This window comes from Streptomyces sp. NPDC048650 (assembly GCF_043199095.1).
In the GTDB taxonomy this organism is placed as follows: domain Bacteria; phylum Actinomycetota; class Actinomycetes; order Streptomycetales; family Streptomycetaceae; genus Streptomyces.
Window position 1 is genome coordinate 303,317 of record NZ_JBICVM010000008.1, and the last position, 19,003, is coordinate 322,319.

General features: G+C 72.4%; 16 protein-coding genes and 1 pseudogene. 12 read left to right on the top strand and 5 right to left on the bottom strand.

Annotation, left to right across the window (positions count from 1 at the left end; genetic code table 11):
- Positions 1–5: 5 nt before the first annotated feature.
- From ACGFML_RS24160 to ACGFML_RS24180, 5 genes are all read left to right on the top strand, one after another.
- The gene (locus tag ACGFML_RS24160) at positions 6–1,484 is read left to right on the top strand and encodes an amidase (protein WP_393546876.1); all 1,479 of its coding nucleotides are present in this window, start codon (positions 6–8) and stop codon (positions 1,482–1,484) included.
- 6 nt (positions 1,485–1,490) lie between these two features.
- Positions 1,491–2,723 (top strand): class I adenylate-forming enzyme family protein, encoded by a 1,233-nt coding sequence (locus ACGFML_RS24165; protein ID WP_393546879.1) that lies wholly within the window; start codon positions 1,491–1,493, stop codon positions 2,721–2,723.
- 143 nt (positions 2,724–2,866) lie between these two features.
- Positions 2,867–3,394, top strand: coding sequence for a cupin domain-containing protein (locus tag ACGFML_RS24170; RefSeq protein WP_393546881.1), 528 nt, complete (start codon positions 2,867–2,869; stop codon positions 3,392–3,394).
- Positions 3,395–3,511: 117 nt separating this feature from the next.
- Positions 3,512–5,035 carry an MDR family MFS transporter gene (locus tag ACGFML_RS24175; protein ID WP_393546883.1) on the top strand — a complete coding sequence of 508 codons (1,524 nt, stop codon included), beginning with the start codon at positions 3,512–3,514 and terminating at the stop codon, positions 5,033–5,035.
- A gap of 140 nt (positions 5,036–5,175) precedes the next feature.
- Positions 5,176–5,919: an SDR family oxidoreductase gene (locus tag ACGFML_RS24180; RefSeq protein ID WP_393546885.1), complete on the top strand. Its 744-nt coding sequence runs from the start codon at positions 5,176–5,178 to the stop codon at positions 5,917–5,919.
- 97 nt (positions 5,920–6,016) lie between these two features.
- Here the strand turns inward: ACGFML_RS24180 and ACGFML_RS24185 are convergent, their stop codons facing one another.
- From ACGFML_RS24185 to ACGFML_RS24205, 5 genes and pseudogenes are all read right to left on the bottom strand, one after another.
- Positions 6,017–7,507, bottom strand: a complete 1,491-nt coding sequence (locus ACGFML_RS24185) for an FAD-binding oxidoreductase (RefSeq protein ID WP_393546887.1) — start codon at positions 7,505–7,507, stop codon at positions 6,017–6,019.
- A 736-nt stretch (positions 7,508–8,243) separates the two neighbouring features.
- Positions 8,244–8,630, bottom strand: a pseudogene (locus tag ACGFML_RS24190) (XRE family transcriptional regulator); the annotation flags it as partial.
- 257 nt (positions 8,631–8,887) lie between these two features.
- Complete coding sequence (locus tag ACGFML_RS24195; protein WP_393546889.1) at positions 8,888–9,529, bottom strand: DNA-3-methyladenine glycosylase I; 642 nt, start codon at positions 9,527–9,529, stop codon at positions 8,888–8,890.
- Between the two features lie 40 nt (positions 9,530–9,569).
- Positions 9,570–9,851, bottom strand: a complete 282-nt coding sequence (locus tag ACGFML_RS24200; RefSeq protein ID WP_393546890.1) for an Ada metal-binding domain-containing protein — start codon at positions 9,849–9,851, stop codon at positions 9,570–9,572.
- Positions 9,852–9,973: 122 nt separating this feature from the next.
- Positions 9,974–10,366 (bottom strand): VOC family protein, encoded by a 393-nt coding sequence (locus tag ACGFML_RS24205; RefSeq protein ID WP_393546891.1) that lies wholly within the window; start codon positions 10,364–10,366, stop codon positions 9,974–9,976.
- Between the two features lie 442 nt (positions 10,367–10,808).
- Between ACGFML_RS24205 and ACGFML_RS24210 the strand changes: the two genes are divergently transcribed.
- The 7 genes from ACGFML_RS24210 to ACGFML_RS24240 all read left to right on the top strand — a co-directional run bounded on the left by ACGFML_RS24210 (position 10,809) and on the right by ACGFML_RS24240 (position 18,692).
- Positions 10,809–11,213 (top strand): hypothetical protein, encoded by a 405-nt coding sequence (locus tag ACGFML_RS24210; protein ID WP_393546893.1) that lies wholly within the window; start codon positions 10,809–10,811, stop codon positions 11,211–11,213.
- A complete protein-coding gene (locus tag ACGFML_RS24215) occupies positions 11,210–12,484 on the top strand; it encodes a VWA domain-containing protein (protein ID WP_393546895.1) in 1,275 nt (424 codons plus the stop codon). Before ACGFML_RS24210 ends, ACGFML_RS24215 begins: the two co-directional genes overlap by 4 nt.
- The gene (locus tag ACGFML_RS24220) at positions 12,484–13,395 is read left to right on the top strand and encodes a hypothetical protein (protein WP_393546897.1); all 912 of its coding nucleotides are present in this window, start codon (positions 12,484–12,486) and stop codon (positions 13,393–13,395) included. Before ACGFML_RS24215 ends, ACGFML_RS24220 begins: the two co-directional genes overlap by 1 nt.
- A gap of 201 nt (positions 13,396–13,596) precedes the next feature.
- Positions 13,597–14,475, top strand: coding sequence for a universal stress protein (locus tag ACGFML_RS24225; RefSeq protein ID WP_393546899.1), 879 nt, complete (start codon positions 13,597–13,599; stop codon positions 14,473–14,475).
- A 31-nt stretch (positions 14,476–14,506) separates the two neighbouring features.
- Positions 14,507–14,806 carry a dsRBD fold-containing protein gene (locus tag ACGFML_RS24230; RefSeq protein WP_393546901.1) on the top strand — a complete coding sequence of 100 codons (300 nt, stop codon included), beginning with the start codon at positions 14,507–14,509 and terminating at the stop codon, positions 14,804–14,806.
- 10 nt (positions 14,807–14,816) lie between these two features.
- A complete protein-coding gene (locus tag ACGFML_RS24235) occupies positions 14,817–15,485 on the top strand; it encodes a hypothetical protein (RefSeq protein WP_393546903.1) in 669 nt (222 codons plus the stop codon).
- A gap of 321 nt (positions 15,486–15,806) precedes the next feature.
- Positions 15,807–18,692, top strand: a complete 2,886-nt coding sequence (locus tag ACGFML_RS24240; protein WP_393546905.1) for a SpoIIE family protein phosphatase — start codon at positions 15,807–15,809, stop codon at positions 18,690–18,692.
- Positions 18,693–19,003: the final 311 nt, after the last annotated feature.

Sequence of the window (19,003 nt, forward strand, 5' to 3'; positions counted from 1 at the left end):
GCACCATGGATGAACTCGCCTATCAGCCGGCCGCCTGCCTCGCCGGGATGATCCGCCGTCGTGAGCTGTCCCCGGTCGAACTGGTCCGGTCCTGCCTCGACCGCATCGAGCGCCGGAACCCGGCCGTCAACGCCTTCGTCACCGTCTGCGCCGACGAGGCGCTGGACGCCGCCCGGCGCGCGGAGCGGGAGGTGCTCACCGGCAACCCGCTGCCGCCGCTGCACGGTCTGCCGGTGGGCATCAAGGACCTCGACCCGGTGGCCGGAATCCGCACCACCGAGGCGTCGTTCGCCTTCGAGAACGCAGTGCCCAAGGCGAACTGTGTGAGCGCCGAACGGCTCCAGCGGGCCGGCGCCATCGTCATCGGCAAGACCAACGCCCCGGAATTCGGCCACAAGGCCATCACCGACAACTTCCTGTTCGGGCCCACCAGTACGCCCTTCGACCTGAGTGCCAACGCGGGCGGTTCCTCCGGTGGCGCCGCCGCCGCCGTCGCCGAGGGCCTGGTGCCCATCGCCCAGGGGTCCGACGCCGGCGGCTCGCTGCGCGTCCCCGGCTCCCTGTGCGGGGTGTTCGCCCTGATGGGCACCTTCGGCCGGGTGCCCAACGTGGTGCGCTCCAACGCGTTCGGGCTGCTCAACCCGATGGTGTGCTACGGCCCCGTCACCCGCACCGTCGAGGACGGGGTGCTGATGTTCGAGGTGATGGCCGGCCCGCACTCCCGCGACCCGTACTCGCTGCCCGCCGCGCCCGAGCGCCTCGTTGAGGCCCTGCACCGTCCGCTCACCGGGCTGCGCGTCGCCTACTCCCCCGACCTGGGCGGCTTCCCGGTCGAACCCGATGTGGCGGCGGTGGTGCGGGAGTCGCTCGGGGCGCTCATCGACGACGGCGCCGAGGTGGTCGAGGTCGACATCAAACTGCCGCGCCCGCACCAGGAGTTCACGGCACTGTGGCGGCGCATGCAGGCCGTCCGCCAGGTGGAGTTCATCACCCGGCTGCGGCGGGCCGGGGTGGACGTCCTCGCCCACCGCGACCGCATAGCGCCCACCTACCTGGAGCTGCTGGAGATGGGTGCGCAGCCCAGCGCCGTCGACTACCGCCTCGAGGACGTCCTGCGCACCGAACTCCTCGACTGCCTGGAGGACGTCTTCGACGAGTACGACCTCATCGTCAGCCCGGTGACGTCGGTGGCACGGATACCCAACGCCGCCGACCGCACCACCGTGGGCCCCTCCGAGGTCGCGGGCCAGAGCGTCCATCCGCTGGTCGGCTGGTGCCTGACGGGTCTGTACAACTTCATCGGCAGCCCCGCCGCCACGGTGCCCGCCGGCTTCACACCGGCCGGACTCCCGATCGGCCTGCAGGTCGCCGCCCGGCGTTTCCACGAGCCGCAGGTCGTCGCCGCATGCGCCGCCGTGGAGCGCCGCCGCCCCTGGCACGAGGGCTACGAGCGCCTGGAGCTGCGGCGCGAGCGGGAGGGCTGAGCCACCGTGTCCCTCACCTCCCGTCGGGAAACCGGCTGGTGGGGCGCCGGGCTGCTGGAGCGACAGCCGCCCGACGCCCCGTGGGCGATCGCCCACAACACGGTCACCTACGGCCAACTGCGCGCCCAGGTGGACGCGCTGCGTCATACGCTCAGGTCGTACGGCATCGGGGCGGGCAACACCGTCGCCCTCCAGGGCGCCCGCAGCTTCACCCAGATGTGGGCGCTGCTCGCGCTGTGGTCGTGCGGCGCCCAGGTGATGCTGATGGGGCCCGCACTGCGCGGCCGCGAGCTGGACACGCTCCTGGACCGCTGCCGGCCCCAGTACCACCTCTCCTTCGACGCCCCCGGGTGGGCCGCCGGAACCTTCCACGACGAGTGCGAGGTCCTCGTACGCCGTCTGATCGGAGGCCGCCCCGCCGAGACCCCGCACTGCCTGGTCCAGTTCACCTCCGGCAGCACCGGAATCGCCAAGGCCATCGGCCGCACGCCCGAGTCCCTCACCACGGAACTCGGGCGCTTCCGCGCGATCGGGGGGATGCCGCGGGGCGGGGAGAGGGCACTGCTGCTGGCGCCCCCGGAGCACTCCTTCGGGCTCATCGGCGGACTCCTGCACGCGATGAACGCCGGTGCGGTCCCGGTCTTCGCCCCGGACACCGGACCCCGCGCGGTGCTCGACGCCTGCCGGGCCCACGACGTCGGCGCCGTCCTCGGGGCGCCCGGCCACTTTGCGGCCCTGGCGGACCACGACGAGGTACCGCCGCCGCCCCGGCTGCGGGTGGCGATATCCGCCGGTGACGTGCTGGACCGGCAGGTGCCCGCCCGCTTCGCCGAGCGCTTCGGGGTGCGGATCGGCCAGGCCTACGGCACGACCGAGACCGGCATCATCGCGGTCGACGCGGCCGGGGCGCACGGGCCGGGGACGGTCGGCGTACCGGCGCCGGGCGTCCGGGTCCGGCTGGTCTCCGGGGAGTTGCAGGTACGGCTTCCCGGATCGCCGTATCTCGCGCCGGAGGAGCCGCCGGCGCGGTTCCTCGCGGACGGCGGGCGCGATCCGGGCGGCTGGCTGTGCACCCGTGACCTCGTCGAGGTCGACCCGGCCGGCGGGGCGCTGCGGCTGCTGGGGCGGCTCGATCCGCTGGCCGACCGGCGCGGCCTCACCGCCGGCGCGACCCGACGCCAGGTCGCCGACCGTGCCGTCGTCAGGCTTCTCGGCCGCGACGGCTCCCTCGCCCTCTGAACCCGAAAACGCATCCCGGGCCGCTCACCGGCCCGGGATGCAACCGTTCCGGAACCGGCGGTGTTTCCCCTGTGCGTGCCACTGAACCGGACGCTCCGCGTCGCACCGACTCCCCTTCCGTATTCACCCGAGCTGGAGGCCCCATGACCGAGGCAACGATGACCAAGGGCAAGGAGGACGACCACCCGGAGCGCCCCCAGCGCGTACTCCATGTGCCCGCCGGGGAGGGCCCGACCGTCTGGGTCGACGGCGACACCTACACCGTCAAGGCGAGCCATGAGAACACCGGCGGCCGCCTGGCCTTCATGGAGGCGTCCGTGCCTCCCGGCTGCGGCCCCGGCGCCCATGTGCACCGCCGCGAGGACGAGGCGTACTACCTGCTCTCAGGTGAGCTCGAGGTGCTCGACGCGGGTCGTACGTTCACCGCCCGCCAGGGCGACTTCGTCTTCATACCGCGCGGCGTGACCCACCGGTTCAAGAACACCGGCCTGCACGTGGCCAAGATGGTCTTCCTGTTCACCCCCGCCGGATTCGACCGGTTCTTCCTCGAAGCCGGCGACCCCGCCCAGCCCGGGGTGCAGCCCCAGCCCTGGCCCGCGGAGCATTTCCCGCATGTCGCGGAGATCGGTGCCCGCCACGGCTGGGAGCCGGGAGAGGAACCCGCCGGCTGACCTGCCGGCCGACCCGGCGGCCTCCTTGGCCCCACGGCCGTATCCCATCCCCACACCCGCCGGCCGCGCACTCGCGAGGAGCGCGGTACGGACGCAAAGACAGCACGGAAGGTATCGATGGAAGAGACCGCGGCGGCAGTCCCGCCGGAAGTCGACAACGCCCCGCGCGCCGAGGCGCCCTCCGAGGGAAGTCAGCAGGGCGAGAAGCGCCTGCTGCCCATCGGCTCGACGCTGTCCCTGGGCGCGGTCATCGCCCTGCTCAGCACCACGATCGTGTCGGTGGGTATGGGCCGCCTCGCCGAGGTGTTCTCGGTGCCCCTGTCCACCGTGCAGTGGGTGAGCACCGCCTATCTGCTGGCGCTCGCCGTCGCCATCCCGATCGCCGGCTGGGCGATGGACCGCTTCGGGGAGAAGGCCCTCTGGCAGGCGTCCCTCGTCGTCTACCTCGTCGGCTGTGTGCTGGCAGCCATCGCCTCGACCGTCGGCACCCTGATCGGCGCCCGCGTCGTCCAGGGCATCGGTGGGGCGATGTTCGAGCCGATCATGCTCACGATGCTGGCCCGCGCGGCCGGCCCGAAGCGTGCCACCACCGTGCTGAGCATGGTCCAGATCCCGATCACGCTCGCCCCGGTCTTCGGCCCGATGGTCGGCGGCGTGCTCATGGACAACCTGGACTGGCGCTGGCTGTTCTGGTTCAACGTCCCGCTCGGCCTGCTGTGTGCGCTGCTGGCCCAGCGCATCCTGCCCGCCGACCCGCCCCGGGAGGAGCGGGGAGCCTCCCGGCTCGACGTGAAGGGCCTGGCCATGCTGCCCGCCGCCCTGGCCGGACTGCTGCTCGGCTTCTCCCAGCTGGCCGGCGGCGGCGGCATCGGAGCCCCGGTCGTCCTGGTCTCCTTCGGCGTCGGTGGCGTGCTGCTGATCGCCTACGTGGTGCACGCGCTCCGGATGCGGGGTGTCCCCCTCATCGATGTGCGGCTGTTCGCCACCGGCCGGTTCACCGCCGCCGCCCTGGGTTCATTCCTGTTCGGCGCCTCGGTCTACGGCGTGATGTTCCTGCTGCCGCTGTTCTTCCAGCAGGGCGGCGGCTTCGATGCCTGGACCTCCGGCCTGCTGCTCGCCCCGCAGGGCGTCGGCACGGTCTTGATCCTGCCGGTTGTGGGACGTCTCGTCGCCCGGTTCGGCCCCCGTGCCGTCGTGCTCTCCGGCATGGCCCTCGCGGCGGTCAGCACCCTCGCCTACACCCAGTTCGATCCGGCCGACGACACCGGCCTGCTCGTCTTCGCCCTGCTGATCCGCGGCGTCGGTCTGGGCACCACTCTCGCCCCGGCGCTGTCCACGGGCTTCACCAGCATCGCCCCGGAGAACACCGGCCGGGCCAGCAGTGCCCTGATCGCCTCCATCCAGCTCGGCGGTTCCGTCGGCACGGCCCTGCTCGCCGTCGTCGTGCAGCAGCAGCTGACCGACCGTCTGGGCCCGTCCGGCGCCGCCGCTTCGGTCGCCTCCTCGCCGCACCTGGCGGGTCCGATCACCGAGGCGTTCGGCGCGGCCTTCTGGTGGACGCTGGGCATCTGCGTGGCGGGCGCCGTCGTCGCCCTGTTCCTACCGGGTGCCGAGCGCGAGAGCGCCCCTGCGGACGCCTGACCCGGTCACCCGGTCACGGCCCGCTCCTCAAGCCATCACCCAAGAAAACGCACCGAAGACGCACCAAAGTCGCACCGCAATCGCACCACCTGCAATGCGCACCACCTGTAATGCGCACCACCTGTGAGAGGACGCACCACGTGAACGACACGCTCAATGGCAAAGCAGCACTGGTCACCGGGGCATCCCGCGGGATCGGGGCGGCGATCGCTCAGCGCCTGGCGGCCGACGGCGCCGCTGTGGCACTCACCTACTCGCACTCCAAGGACCGAGCCGAGAAGGTCGTCGCCGACATCCGCTCCGCGGGCGGGCGCGCCCATGCCATTCAGGCCGACAGCGCCAAGGACGAGGACATCGCCGCGGCCGTCGACGAGACAGTCCGGGTCCTGGGCGGCCTGGACATCCTTGTGAACAACGCCGGCGGCGGCACCTTCGCCCCGGTGCAGGATCTGCCTCTGGACGTCATCGACACCATGATCGACGTGAACATCCGAGGCGTGGTCATCGGGATCCGGGAAGCGCTGCGGCACCTCCCGGACGGGGGCCGCATCATCACGATCGGCAGTATCAACGCCGACCGCATCCCCTTCCCCGGGGGTTCCGTCTACGGCATGACCAAGGCGGCGGTGGCCGGTCTGACCCGCGGTCTCGCCCGTGAGTTGGGCCCGCGGGGCATCACCGTCAACAACGTCCAGCCCGGCCCGACCGACACGGACGCCAACCCGGCGGACGGTCCCATGTCCGGCCACATGCTCGGCTGGATGGCGCTGGACCGGTTCGGCAGGTCCGAGGAGATCGCGGCGATGGTCTCCTACCTCGCCGGCCCCGAGTCCGCGTTCGTCACCGGCGCGAGCCTGGACATCGACGGCGGCTTCGGCGCCTGACCGCCGCACCACGGTGCGGCTGCCGTTCCGCCCGGGGCCCAACCGGCTCCGGGCGGGACGGCGTCACCCGCTCATCGTCGCGGTGCGGACGATCTGCCTACGGCAGGCGTACGGACTGCCCGTGGTTGAAGTGGTTGCACGGGTCCCATTTCGCCTTGGCCCGCTGCATGCGGGGATAGTTGGCCCCGAAATACAGGGTGTGCCACGGTACTCCGGATGTATTGCGCTGCGGATCGTTGAGGTCGATGTCGGCGTAGTTGATGTAGCAGCCGTCGGTGGTTTCGTCGAGGACCGGCACCCCACCGGTTTTGCGGTACACGTCCTCGTAGAAGGTCCGCAGCCACGCGATGTTCGCGTCGTCCTCGGCCGGGTTGTTCCAGTAGGTCTGGTAGAGCAGTTTGAATCGGGAATCGCGGTGGACGCTCGCGGTGTCCCCCGGCTTCACGCTGTTCACCGCGCCACCGAAGGAACTGAACTGCACCATGGCCCGGGGGTTTCCGAGGTCCGTATGCGCCAGGTGCTCATACATCGCGTCGATCTGGTCGTCGGTCACGTCCCCCTTGTTGTAGGCCGATTTGTAGTCCGCGCGCAGCGTCGGATCGACCAGCATGGTGGTGGTGGTACCGAAGTACCGGGTGGCCTGCAGCCACGGCAACCGCTGCGGCTGGTGGTACTCGGGCATCGGCTTGTGCTCGCCCATGGAATTCATGACGGGGCCGTGTTCGATATCGACGCCCTCGGTCACCGTGGTGACATATGCCTCGAGCAGCTTCTCCGCATGCGGGGTGGTGGCGTCGAACTGCGAGACCAGACCGATCTGGCCATTGGCCTTGTGGTTGAGCAGCAGGGAACTCATCAGTCCGCAGTAGGCGTTACCGGGCGCGGAGTTCTCGTCCGCCACATGCCATGCGGTGTAATTCCGCACGAGCCGGGTGAACGCCTCCTTGGTCATGTCCTCCCAGGACCAGGCGAGGGCGCTGATCAGCACCTCGCCGGGCGGCTTGACGAGCGCCTGCTCGGGCCGGTGGCCAGTGGCCTGGGGGGAGCGGAACCAATAGCGGGTGACGACACCGAAGTTGCCGCCGCCGGTACCGGTGTGGGCCCACCACAGGTCCCGGTTGGGGTCGGACTCCTCGCGGGTGGCAACCACCGTACGGGCTTTGCCATGGGCGTCGACCACGACGACCTCGACCGCATAGAGGTGGTCGATGACCAGGCCGTTCCGGCGGGCGAGCATGCCCCATCCGCCGCCGCTGACATGGCCGCCCACACCCACCGAATAGCACATACCGCCGGGGATGGTGACGCCCCACACCTTGTACAGCCGCTCATAGACATCGAGCAGCGTCGCACCGGCTTCCACCGCGAATGCGGAGAACCGGTCGTCGTAGGTGACCGAGGTCATCTCCGACATGTCGATCACGATCTGGGTCTCGGCGTTGAAGACGAAGTTCTCGTAGCAGTGCCCGCCGCCGCGGACCGTCAGCTTCTTGCCTTCCCGTACCGCCTCCTGCACAACCGCCTGGACCTGCTGGGCGGAGTCCACCATCCGCACCGATTCCGGTCGTCCCACCCAGCGCTGGTTCATTCCACGAACCAGATCTCCGTAACGCGGATCGGCCGCTCTGACCGTCGTCGCGGAAAACTCCGGCGCAGGAGCATTCTCGGGCGTACGCCTCCTGGGCCCCCCGCCCTGTACCTGACCCTCGTGTTCGTTCGTCATGAGTGTTGTCGAGCCCTTCCTGAGTGAATTGCCCCGGACCTCATCGATCCCCGTACGGCGGGAATCCTGTGCCGCGTACAAAGCGGCAGCGGACGATGGGCGCGTGCGCCCCCAGGGCCGAAGGTGCGACCGTCGCGGCCACTTGGCGCGTCGCCGACAGAGAAAGCGCGTGGAGCGCCAATGAGCAGATCTCCCCCCGGATCCTGGACTCCCTCCCCCACGCCGGGCACGGGAACTCAATGCACCGGACCCAAAAGGGAGTCACCGCGATAATGAGACGCGAGCCACAGGATTTCAAGACAATCAAGGATATCCGTACACAGTGTTTGCCAACCGGCAAGAGGTTGTGACAGAACCGGCGCAAAGCGATGCCCGTTCCGGCGGAATCGGAATTTCCCTCTCCGGCTCGTACCCCTGACGGCGGCCGTCCGACCGGCTCATCGCGCAATCCGGTGGAAGATCGCGATCTTCATGCCGGTCGCGCTGCTGGTCTGCGGCAGTGGCCGACCCCAGGTGCGACCCTGGCCGCCGGACGGCACGGACACGGTACGCGGCTGGTCGACCGCGTGGCCGCGGGGATGCCGTCACGGACGGCTCGGCGTTACCGCGTGGCCAGCCGGGCGAGGGTGACGGCCTCCCGGCTGCCCTCCACGGCGCTGAACACGTGCACCACCAGGCCCGGCTCACCGGGCGCGGCCGGCACGTGCAGCGTCTCGAAGTCCAGGGTGAGCAGCCCGGCCGTCGGGTGCCGCAGCCGCTTGCGTCCAGCCGCGCACATCACGACCTCGCCGGTGGCCCAGATCCGGCGGAACTCGGCGCTGCGCGCGGACAGTTCGGTGATCAGCGCGGTCAGTTCCGGCTCGTCGGGGTACCGTCCCGCGGCGACCCGAAGCTGCCCCACGGCCTCTGCGGCCCGGTCCTGCCACTCGGGGTGGACGTCCCGGGAGGCAGGGTCGAGAAAGAGGTATCGGGCGTTGTTGCGATCGCGGTGTCGCCGCCGCCCCGGTCGGCGCGATCGGTCCCGTCGCTGCCCTCGCCGCCGTTCCCGGCGCGGCTGCCCACGCCGTTGGCACGTTCGATGCGCTCCACCCCGTTCATGCGCTCAAGTATGCGTGGCCCTGGCAGTACCAGGACTGCCGGTCCGGCGGATGACCAGGGTTCTGGCCAGCCGGTCGTGCCCGGGAGAACGTTGCGGCATGACCGAAGCCACGGGACGCCGCGGGGCGGGCGGGACTCCGTACTCCCTCATCCAGAGGTGCCGTGCTCGCCGGAGGATCCGCGCCGATGGCACCCGACCAGGTGGGTGTCGACCAGCCCGATGGCCTCCATGAGCGCATAACTCGTGGTGGGGCCGACGAACCGGAAGCCGTACGAACGCAGTTCGGCGGCGAGCGCCTTCGACCCGGCGGTCTGGGTGGGCACCTCGGACACCGTGCGGGGCACCGGGGTGCGGGTGGGCTTGTGGGACCAGATCAGCCGGTCGAGCCCACCGTGCTCGCGCAGCCCCAGGACGGCTCGGGCGTTGGTGCGCGCCGCCTCGATCTTCATGCGGTTGCGGACGATCCCGGCGTCGCCCATGAGCCGTTCGACATCCTCGTCGGTGAACGCCGCGACGGCTTCCGGGGCGAAGCCGTCGAACGCCGCGCGGAAGGCCGGCCGTTTGGCGAGAATCGTCAGCCAGCTCAGCCCGGACTGAAAGGCCTCGAGCGTGATCCGCTCGAACAGCGCCTGCTCACCGCGGACCGGCAACCCCCATTCGGTGTCGTGGTACTCCCTGTTGAGCGGGTGCGTCACGGCCCACAGGCACCGTCCGAGCCCGTCCTCCCCCACGAGGGCTTCCCCCTCCGCCGGACGTGCGGTCGTCTCGCTGCCGGTTGTCCTGGTCACGCGCTCACTCTCTTTCCGGGGCCGCCCCGACCGGGCGCCCTCACGACGCGCCGTCCCCGGCCTTCCATCGGGCGTACCGCCGGGGCAGGCACACCGCGCACGGCCGGTACCCCGCCGCGACGGCGGTGGCTTCGTCCGCGAAGAAGACCCGGTGGCGTACGTAGTGCCCGCGGGCGATGGCGCGCAGCGCGGAGGGGCAGTCGAGCCGCCCGTACAGCTTCCCCGGCCGGTAGCCGCCCAGGAAGCCGGGTGCGGCGCTCACGTAGGGGCGGCCGTCACGCCCGATGAGCGTGTAGGCCGCGTCCCCCGTGAATCTGTCCATGACCCAGCCGAGTCTGCACGCCCGCCGACCGCAGGTCCGGCGGTATTCGGACGTCACGTTGAGGGGTGCCGTCGCGTTCCCGTCGTCCGCCCGGAGGCGTGCACCGGGCGGGGTGCTGCGGTCTACCGCCCGCGGGAGACGTCCTCCGGGTACCAGCGCAGCTCGACGGTGTTGCCGTCGGGATCCGCCACGTAGATCGACTGCGCTTCGCCGCGGGCGCCGTAGCGGCCGACCGGGCCTTCCAGCACCGTGAAGCGGCCGGAGTCGATGACCTCCTGCCAGTCCAGCGGCTCCACGACCAGGCAGATGTGGTCCACATTGGACCCGCCGCCGGGCCCGTCGACCAGATCGATGATCGTGGTCGGGCTGATCCGCACGGAAGGGAACGGGGCGTTGCCGGCCCGCCACTCCTCCACCCGGACGGGCGCGAGGCCGAGCGGCCCGCAGTAGAACTCCAGCGCGCGCTCGACGTCCTGAACGTTGAGCACCAGGTGGTCGAAGTCTTTGACTCGCATGAGGCGATACGGCCTTTCGGTGAGGTGTACCCGGGGCCCGAGGGTACGGACGCCGCGCCGCGCAGCGGTCGAGGCCGGACACCGGGGAGGGAGAGGGACGGCGCGCGGACGCGCTCACGTCGGATGCAAGTACGCGGATGCCGGTACGCGGATGCAGATGCTCAGATACCGGGTGCGGAGCATGAACTCTGGCGCGGCCCCTTGCTGAAGGTGGTCGCCCCACCACCGACCGGCCCACTGCTTTGTGGTCGACGTCGGGCGCCACGCCGGTCATTACAGATCACCGATCTGCGGCTGTCAACGAGCCGCCGCCCCGCGCCCGGTGGGTCCCGCTGCGCGGCACAGCGCGGCTGCCGCGGGTGACGAGCGTGCGCAGCGCGCCGAGCGACTGCGCGAGAGCCGTCGTGCGGCCTCTCCAAATCTGATCGAACATGCCCACCTCATGGGCGAGTTGTTCTGGGTGATGTCGACGGCGCTCCGCCTGCCCGACTCCGCGGCCCGTGGCACCGCGCTCCGGGCGTTGCACGACCGTGAGATCGCCGAGTACGCGAGGATCCGCCGCTGCGCACGCGTCGTCGAATGGGAAGGACCGGCCCGTGCGGCCGGTGCGGCCCACGTCCTGCAGAAGGCGACCGGGCCGTTCCACGAGGCCGTCCGGGCGGATCTCGACGGCGAGCACGACGGGGGTCCCGCCTTCGACGCCGCCCACCGCCCTTTCCGGAAGGCGCTGGAGGACTCTGCGGATGCGGCCCGCACCGCCCACCGGAGGGAGCGGGACCACGGGCAAAAGGCCCGCGGGCAGGACGTTTTGGCGCCGGAGCGAATCCTCAATACGATCCGGCGATGATCATAAGAAAACGGCTGGCGGCCGGGGTGTGCGGCCTGCTCGCCGCCCTGGCCGTCGGGCTCCCCGCGGCGTCCGCCGTCGCGGACGAGCCCGATGCGAAGCCCTCCCCCAAGGTCGAGCTGGTGCTCGACGTCAGCGGCTCGATGCGGGCACGTGACATCGACGGGCAGTCGCGGATGTCCGCGGCGAAGCAGGCGTTCAACGAGGTGCTGGACGCGGTGCCCCACGAGGTGCAGCTCGGCATCCGCACCCTCGGCGCCAACTACCCGGGCGAGGACCGCAAGCGCGGCTGCAAGGACACCAAGCAGCTCTACCCGGTGGGCCCGCTCGACCGGACCGACGCCAAGACCGCGGTGGCGACCCTCGCGCCCACCGGCTGGACCCCGATCGGGCCGGCCCTGCTGGGAGCGGCCGACGACCTCAAGGGCGGCGACGCGGCCCGCCGGATCGTCCTGATCACGGACGGCGAGGACACCTGCGCCCCGCTCGACCCCTGCGAGGTGGCGCGTGACATCGCGGCCCAGGGGATCCATCTCACCGTCGACACGCTCGGCCTGCTGCCCGACGCCAAGACCCGTCGTCAGCTCAGCTGCATCGCCGAGGCCACCGGCGGTACGTACACCTCGGTGCAGCACACCGGTGAACTCCGCGACCGGGTGCACCAGTTGGTGGACCGCGCCGCCCGTCCGGTCGTCACGCCCGTGGCGACCAAGGGCGGCCAGGAGTGTGCGGGCGCGCCCAGGCTCACGTCCGGGCTCTACAACGACCGGGAGAAGTTCGCCGAGCACCGCTGGTACCGGGTGGACGTCCGGCCGGGGCAGGAGCTGCGGGCGTCGGTGAGCGTCGCCGCGGACCGCGCGGTCAACAACGACTACGGGGTGCTGCTCCGGGCCTCGACGGTCCACGGCCGGGAAATCGTGCGGGGCTCGGAGGCGGGCAGCGGCCGGACGGATGTGATCTCGTCCGGGCTGCGCTACCCCAAGCCGCCGGCCGACGCCGCCGACGGGGACGACGAGCCCGCGGCGGAGACGGTGTGCCTGCAGGTCAGCAACTCCTTCTCGGCGCCGGCCTCGGTCAAGACCGAGCCGGGCCTGCCCGTCGAGCTCGCCGTCGACGTGGTGGACGCCCCGCACGACGCGGCGGACCCGGCCGCCTTCGGCCTGGGGCGCGGCTGGTGGCTGCTCGGTGTGCTGGTACTGACCGGCCTGGCCGCCGGTCTGCTGTGGGGCTGGATCTCGCGCTGGCGCGTCGCCGTCTGGAGGACCAACTGATGACTGCCCTACGTGTGCTGCCCGGCCGTGTGCCGAACGGCTCTGTGCTCACCGGGCGTGTGCTGGCCTCCCTCGTGATGGCCGGCGCCGCGCTCCTCGGGGCCGCGGGCGTCGCCGCCGCGGAGAGCCCCACACCGACGTCCGGTGCCTCCGGTCCGGACGGCGGCGCCGAGGCGCCGACCGAGGCCGGTACGTCGTTCCGCACCGCGACCGCGCTCTCTCCCGGTCAGCGGGCGACGGCCGACGCGTCCACCGGTGACTACCTCTACTGGGTGGTCCCGCTGGACCAGGGACAGCGGGCCACGGTCAAGGCCACGGTGAAGCTGCCCAAGGCCGCCCGGCACGGGAGGGCGACCTGGCAGCTCGATGTGTACGACGGGCTGCGGCGCCGCCAGTCCTGCCGGTACGGGGCGCAGACCCGGGCCGCGGCGCAGGACGCGGACTCCGTCGAGCTGTCCTGCGCCCTGCGGACGGTCCGCGGCTGGGCGGAGCCGTGGGCGAACGATCCGCTCCCGGGGAGCTACTACGTGCGGCTGACGGTCGTGGATCTGCCGCAGACGGACCTGGGCCTGCCCGTGCACGCCGAGGTCCGCGCCGACACGGCCGATGCGGGTGGTGCGGCGGCCGTCGACGGCGCACTCACCGCGCCGCTCGTGCCGGGCGCGGGCGCCGCCACACCGCAGGACGACGCCACACCACAGGGCGACGCGACACCACGGGGCGACGCGAGCGGGTCGCCGGATCGGCCGGCGGCCCTGGCCGAACCGGACGGCGGCTGGTCCGCCGGCTGGTGGTCCGACCGCTGGGTCTGGACGGCGGTCGGCGGCCTGCTCGCGGCCCTGGCCGGCATCGGGGGCTACTCCCTGACCCGCGGCTCCGGCCGTCCGTCGCGGGTGCCGCCGGGCGCCTGACGCAGGGCACACCACGCCGACAAGGGGGCCGCGGCGCCACGCCGCGGCCCCCTTGTCGGCGGTGCGCGGGGAGGGCGCGTGCGAGGCCCCGTGCGGATCGCGCGGCCGGTGCCCGACACCCGACACCCGCCGGCGCCGGCCGCCGGCCGCCGGCGACAGGGCGGAGTGGCCCGCTCCGCGGCCGCGGAGGAAGGTGGAGATGTGGAACGGAGCGAAGCCATGAAGGACGTCATCACCGTCGGCCTGGACGGTACGCCCGAGTCACTGTCCGCGGCACGGTGGGCTGCGCGGGAGGCGCGGCTGCGCGCCGCCCGGCTGCGGCTGCTGCACGCCTGGGTGATGCTGGCGCAGGAGCCGTCCTCGCCCGCCCCTGACGAACGGGACCAGAACTACTGGCCGCACCGGCTCATGAACGAGGCGCGGGAGGCCGTACGGGCGCGGGAGCCGGACCTGCCGCTGGACGAGACGCTGGTGAACCACGACCCGCTGGAGGCCCTGAAGGAGGCCGCCGCCCAGTCGGACCTGCTGGTTCTCGGCTCCCGTGCCCTGGGCGCCCTCTCCCGGTATGTGCTGGGCGAGACCGGTCTGCATCTGGTGGCGCACACCGAGACGCCCGTCGTTCTCGTCCGGGCGCGGCAGGAAGGGGCGGAGCGCCCCGACGATGTGGTGGTCGGGCTGAGTCTGCACGGGCCCTGTGAGGCGCTGCTCGCCTTCGCCTTCCACAGTGCCGCACGCCGCGGCGTCACGCTGCGCGCCGTCCACGGACAGCACCTTCCGGCGCATGCGTACAACCGCGGCGGCGGCGTGGAGCCGTATGCCGCGAAGACGGCGGCGCAGGATGCGCGCCAGGAGCTCGCCGAGGCGCTGCGGCCGTGGCGCGAGAAGTTCCCCGATGTGGTGGTGGACGCGCGCGTGGAGCTGGAGAGCCCGGCACCGGCACTGCTGCGGGACGCCACCGACGCCGGACTGCTGATCGTCGGTCGGCGGCGCAAGCGCCGGCTGGCACCGCGGATCGGGCATGTGGTGCAGGCGGTCGTCCACCACGCACCGTGTGCGGTGGCGGTGGTGCCGCACGAGTGACCGGCCGGCAGGGAGAACGCGGAGGCGGACCATGGCGACGACGGCGGAGTGGGACGTGCGGCTGTACCTCTCCGAAGAGGACGGCACGACCAGGGCGCGGGTGGAGCTGGACACCGGCACCATCGCGCTCACCGGGCACGGCACGGCCCGGTGCAGTCCCCAGGACGAGGACGTACCGGTGGTCGGCGACGAGCTGGCGGCCGGCCGCGCGATGCACGACCTGGGCTCGAAGCTGATGCGGGTGGCCGAGCACGGCATGGCGGACGCCGGTGCCGGGCCGCCCGGGGGCGGGCCGCGGACGGTGTACGGCTGGATGGCCGGGATGGCGTGAACGTCCCGGCGTGCCGGTGCACCCCGCGGAACGCGCACACGCCCTCCTCGCCCTCCTCGCCCTCCTCGCCCTCATGGACCGGCAGGTACGTGGCCCGGAGCCCCGCCCGGCCAGGCGGGCACAGAGCGCCGCCGGAGCGCGGCAGGGAGCCCGCTCGGTGGGGTTTTCCCTGACCGACCAGACGGAACAGACATCGGCCGCCGGACGTCAAGGCGTCCCGAGCGCACATCAGTTGCACCCCTTCCGCACCCTCGCCGAGGAGCTGCACCTCCGCTGTTCCGCGCAGCGTGTTGCCCTGTCGCAGGCGGCGTTCTCCCCGATCGGGGCGCTCACCCTCGCCGATCCCGCTGTCCGGCCGCACATCGGCCGGTCCCTCGAAATCCCCAGGGTCCGGCGGGACTTCTGGTCCGCCGACCCGCGCCCGGACGGCTCCCCCGTCCGCTGCACCTCGCACCGCGTCACCGACGACGAATCCGCCCTGCCCGTCGTCGCGCCGGGCGAGGGCATCCGCGTCCGGTTCCCGCCGCAGGCGGCCGGCCCGCACTCGCCACGGCCCGGTGTCCGCTACGCCGAGGTCACCGATCCGCGGCCGTGGACCGCGGCGCTCGCCGGCTCCCCGAGAACCGCGACCGGCCTCTCGTCGCGGCCCTGCGGTGGATCGACATCGGCCCGCACCTGACCCGTCCGCCCGGGGTCCGCCGTGCGCCCGGGCGCACTCCGGAAGCCGTGCGCCGCCGTCTCGCGCCCGGAGGTTCCCGAGTGCCGGAATCCGCTTCTCGGCAGGGGAAGTAAGTCGGCTGGTCAGCACCCACCGACGAATTCTCGCCACGACGTCAAGAAGCGGCCACACGCCTCTCGTCAAGCGTTGGCCACGGCCCCCGGCGCGCGTTTATCCTCCTCAAATCCCTGCGGGTCCGCGGCGATCAGTGGTGCAGTTGCGGAAGTATGGGTTGATGGATGGATACGTGCTGTGCAGAACCGTCCGCTGAGAGGCGAAGCGATGGATCAGAGCCGTCATCAGGAATCGCGTTTTTCCGGGACGGACGGCGCACGGCTCACTCTGCTCGACTCGGCCTGCACGGCGGGCGACCTGGACGAGGTGGAACTGCTGCGGCTGGCGCTGGAGCAGGCGGTGGCAGCGGCCGGGGCGCTGGGCGGCGTGGCGCATCTGGGCGGGCCGGCGACGGGGAAGCTGCAACTCGCGGCGCTGGGCGGTCTGCCGCAGAGCGTGGCGCGGCCGTGGGAGGCCCTGGAGCTGGACGGGCCCGCCGCGCCGGCCCGCGCGGCGCGGGAGAGGCGCCCGGTCTGGGTCGCGTCGCGACGGCCGGACGACACACCCTCGGCCGACGGCGCCCCCGAGGTGCTCGCGGGGGTCGGGGCGGCGGGCGCGCTGGCACTGCCGCTGCCGGGCGCGAACGGCCCGGCGGGCACCCTGGCGCTGCTCACCGCCGAGGCCCCGGACGCGGACCGGCTGCGGTTCCTCACGCGGCTGGCCGAGGTGACCGGGGAGGCCCTCACGAAGGCGGACACCCCCGCCGGCGGGCTGCTCCCGTGGTGGACGGGCTCCGGCTCGCGGCTGCGGGAGGCCATGGCGGGAGTCCGGGTCGCCACCTGGGAATGGGATCTGGTCACCGGCGAACTCCTCCTGGACGACGCCGCGTTGGAGACCATCGCCGGAGTCGCCGGACTGTACGAGTGGGACAGCCGGGTCGAGACGTGGATGCAGCGGGTGCACCCCGACGACCTGGCGGGGGTGTTGTCGGCGATCAAGCATGCGATCGCCGCACACGAGGTGTACTCGGTCGAGTACCGGGTGCGCGCGCTCGACGGCCGGGTGGGCTGGGTCGAACTCCGCGGCCACACCACGTACGCCCCGGACGGCACGCCGCTGCGGATGACCGGCACCGGCTGGGACACCACCGCCACCCGGATGACCGAGCAGGTGGTCACCCGGGTCCTCGGCCATATGCCGGACGCCTTCCTGATCGTCGATCCCGCGGACTGGCGGGTGCTGTACGCCAACTCCCAGGCACAGTTGCTCGGTTCGGAACCGGTGGCGCTGGTGGGGCGGGCCCCCTGGGAGGCGGTGGCCGGCCTCGAGGAGGGGGAGCTCAAGGCGCACTTCGAGGAGGCGGTGCGCAGCGACCGCCCGCTGACGGCGGTCGTCCAGGTCGGGGAGACCTGGCAGCGGCTGCGGCTGGTGGTGGTGGAGCCCTATCTGGTGGTCTATGTGGCGGACGTGACCGCGGAGGTGGACGCCGAGCGGGCCGCGGCCGAACGGGCCCGCCGCATCAGCGCCTTGACGGACGCGCTGGCGCAGGCGCTGACGACCCAGGACGTGGTCGACGCGGTGGCGGCGCAGATCCTGCCGCCGTTCGGGGCCAACGGCGTACTGGTGCACGCCATGACCGACGACCGGCTGCGGTTGGTGGGCGCCGTCGGTTATCCACCGGACCTCCTGGAGCGACTGCGCCACCAGGACGCCGGCGCGCTGCTCGCCGACCGTGCGCCGCGCTTCCTCTCCTCTGCGGCGGAACTCGTCCACCGCTATCCGGCCCTGGCCGGGCTGGCGGACGCCGACGGCGCCCTCACCTGGGCGATGCTGCCGCTGGTCGCCAGCGGCCGGCACGTCGGCAGCTGCCTGCTCGCCTTCGACCGCCCGCAGCCCTTCAGCAACGACAACGGCGGTCTGCTGATCGCGCTGAGCGGCCTGGTCGCCCAGGCCCTGGAGCGGGCCCGGCTGTACGACAGCGAGCACAACCGCGCCCGGCAGCTCCAGCAGCACCTCCTGCCGTCCCTGCTGCCCGAGCTGCCGGCGCTGAGTGCCGCGGCCCGGTACCGCCCGGCCGGTGACCACTGCGAGGTGGGCGGCGACTGGTACGACACCATCCCGCTGTCCGCGGAGCGGGTCGCCCTGGTGATCGGCGATGTGATGGGGCACGGGCTGCGCGAGGCCATCACCATGAGCCGCCTGCGCACCGCCGTCTCGACGCTCTCCACCCTGGACCATCCGCCCGAGGAGATGCTCGCCCACCTCAACGACATCGCGGGCGAACTCGGCGACGACCAGTACGTGACCTGCCTGTACGCGGTCTACGACCCCACCACCGGCGTATGCACGCTCGCCAGCGCGGGCCATCCGCCGCCGGCGGTCGTCCCTCCCGGCGGGCGGCCGTACTTCGTCGACCTCGAGGTGGGACCGCCGCTGGGCACCGCCCAGATGCCCTACCGGAGCACCCAGATCACGTTGCCGGAGGGCAGCCTGCTCGTGCTGTACACCGACGGCCTGGTGTGCTTGGCCGGCTCGGACCCCGGGGGCGGGCTGGCCGGACTCGCCGGCGTCCTCGCGACCGCCGCCCCGGGGCAGCACGGTGCCGGCGCGCGGGGCCCCGGTGACGACGCGGAGTGGCTGCAGAACCTCTGCGACACGGTGACCCAGGCGCTGCCCCGGCCCGCCGGGCACCCTTCGGACGACGCGGCCATCCTGGCCGCGCGGGTCCACCGGCTGCCCGCCGGCGACATCGCCTCCTGGGACCTGCCCTTCGAGCCGTCCTCCGCGGGCACCGCCCGCAAACTGATCCGTGGTCAGCTGACCGCGTGGGGGCTGCCGGACCTGATCATGCCCACCGAGCTCATCGTCAGCGAACTGATCGGCAACACCGTCCGGCACGCCACCGGCCCCGTCGGCCTGCGCCTGATCCGCGGCACCACCCTGACCTGCGAGGTCTACGACGGCAGCCAGTCCGCCCCACGGGTACGCCATGCGGCCCTGATGGACGAGAGCGGCCGCGGACTCCAGCTCGTCGGCGCCATGGCCCACCGCTGGGGCACCCGCTACACCAGCTCGGGCAGCAAGACCCTGTGGACGGAGCAGCTGATTCCGTGAACCGGGGGCGGTCCCGGCATCGCCGGCCGCCACGAAGGGAGCCGTGCGTCCCTTGCCCCGCACGGCACGAGCGGGCCGGGAACACGGCGAACCGGCCGTGTCCCGCCCGTCGGCTGACGGTGCGGAAGCCCTGACCGCGGTGGTCGCCGCGGTGCAGCGAGCCCGGTGAGCCGCCCCCGCGTCCCGGGGCGGCTCACCGGATCGGGTAGGCCCGGTGCTCCAGTTGGCGCCGCTCCTTCTGCGGGCCGGTCGATTCGATGCTCGGCTGACACCGCAAGCCGTGCACCGGCCGACCTCGGTGTGCCTTGCGC

Coding starts and splice junctions, on each gene's coding strand:
- ACGFML_RS24160 (WP_393546876.1), top strand. CDS start 6: ATGGATGAACTCGCCTATCAGCCGGCCGCCTGCCTCGCCGGGATGATC.
- ACGFML_RS24170 (WP_393546881.1), top strand. CDS start 2,867: ATGACCGAGGCAACGATGACCAAGGGCAAGGAGGACGACCACCCGGAG.
- ACGFML_RS24175 (WP_393546883.1), top strand. CDS start 3,512: ATGGAAGAGACCGCGGCGGCAGTCCCGCCGGAAGTCGACAACGCCCCG.
- ACGFML_RS24185 (WP_393546887.1), bottom strand. CDS start 7,507: ATGAACCAGCGCTGGGTGGGACGACCGGAATCGGTGCGGATGGTGGAC.
- ACGFML_RS24200 (WP_393546890.1), bottom strand. CDS start 9,851: ATGGACAGATTCACGGGGGACGCGGCCTACACGCTCATCGGGCGTGAC.
- ACGFML_RS24205 (WP_393546891.1), bottom strand. CDS start 10,366: ATGCGAGTCAAAGACTTCGACCACCTGGTGCTCAACGTTCAGGACGTC.
- ACGFML_RS24210 (WP_393546893.1), top strand. CDS start 10,809: ATGGGCGAGTTGTTCTGGGTGATGTCGACGGCGCTCCGCCTGCCCGAC.
- ACGFML_RS24215 (WP_393546895.1), top strand. CDS start 11,210: ATGATCATAAGAAAACGGCTGGCGGCCGGGGTGTGCGGCCTGCTCGCC.
- ACGFML_RS24220 (WP_393546897.1), top strand. CDS start 12,484: ATGACTGCCCTACGTGTGCTGCCCGGCCGTGTGCCGAACGGCTCTGTG.
- ACGFML_RS24230 (WP_393546901.1), top strand. CDS start 14,507: ATGGCGACGACGGCGGAGTGGGACGTGCGGCTGTACCTCTCCGAAGAG.
- ACGFML_RS24240 (WP_393546905.1), top strand. CDS start 15,807: ATGGATCAGAGCCGTCATCAGGAATCGCGTTTTTCCGGGACGGACGGC.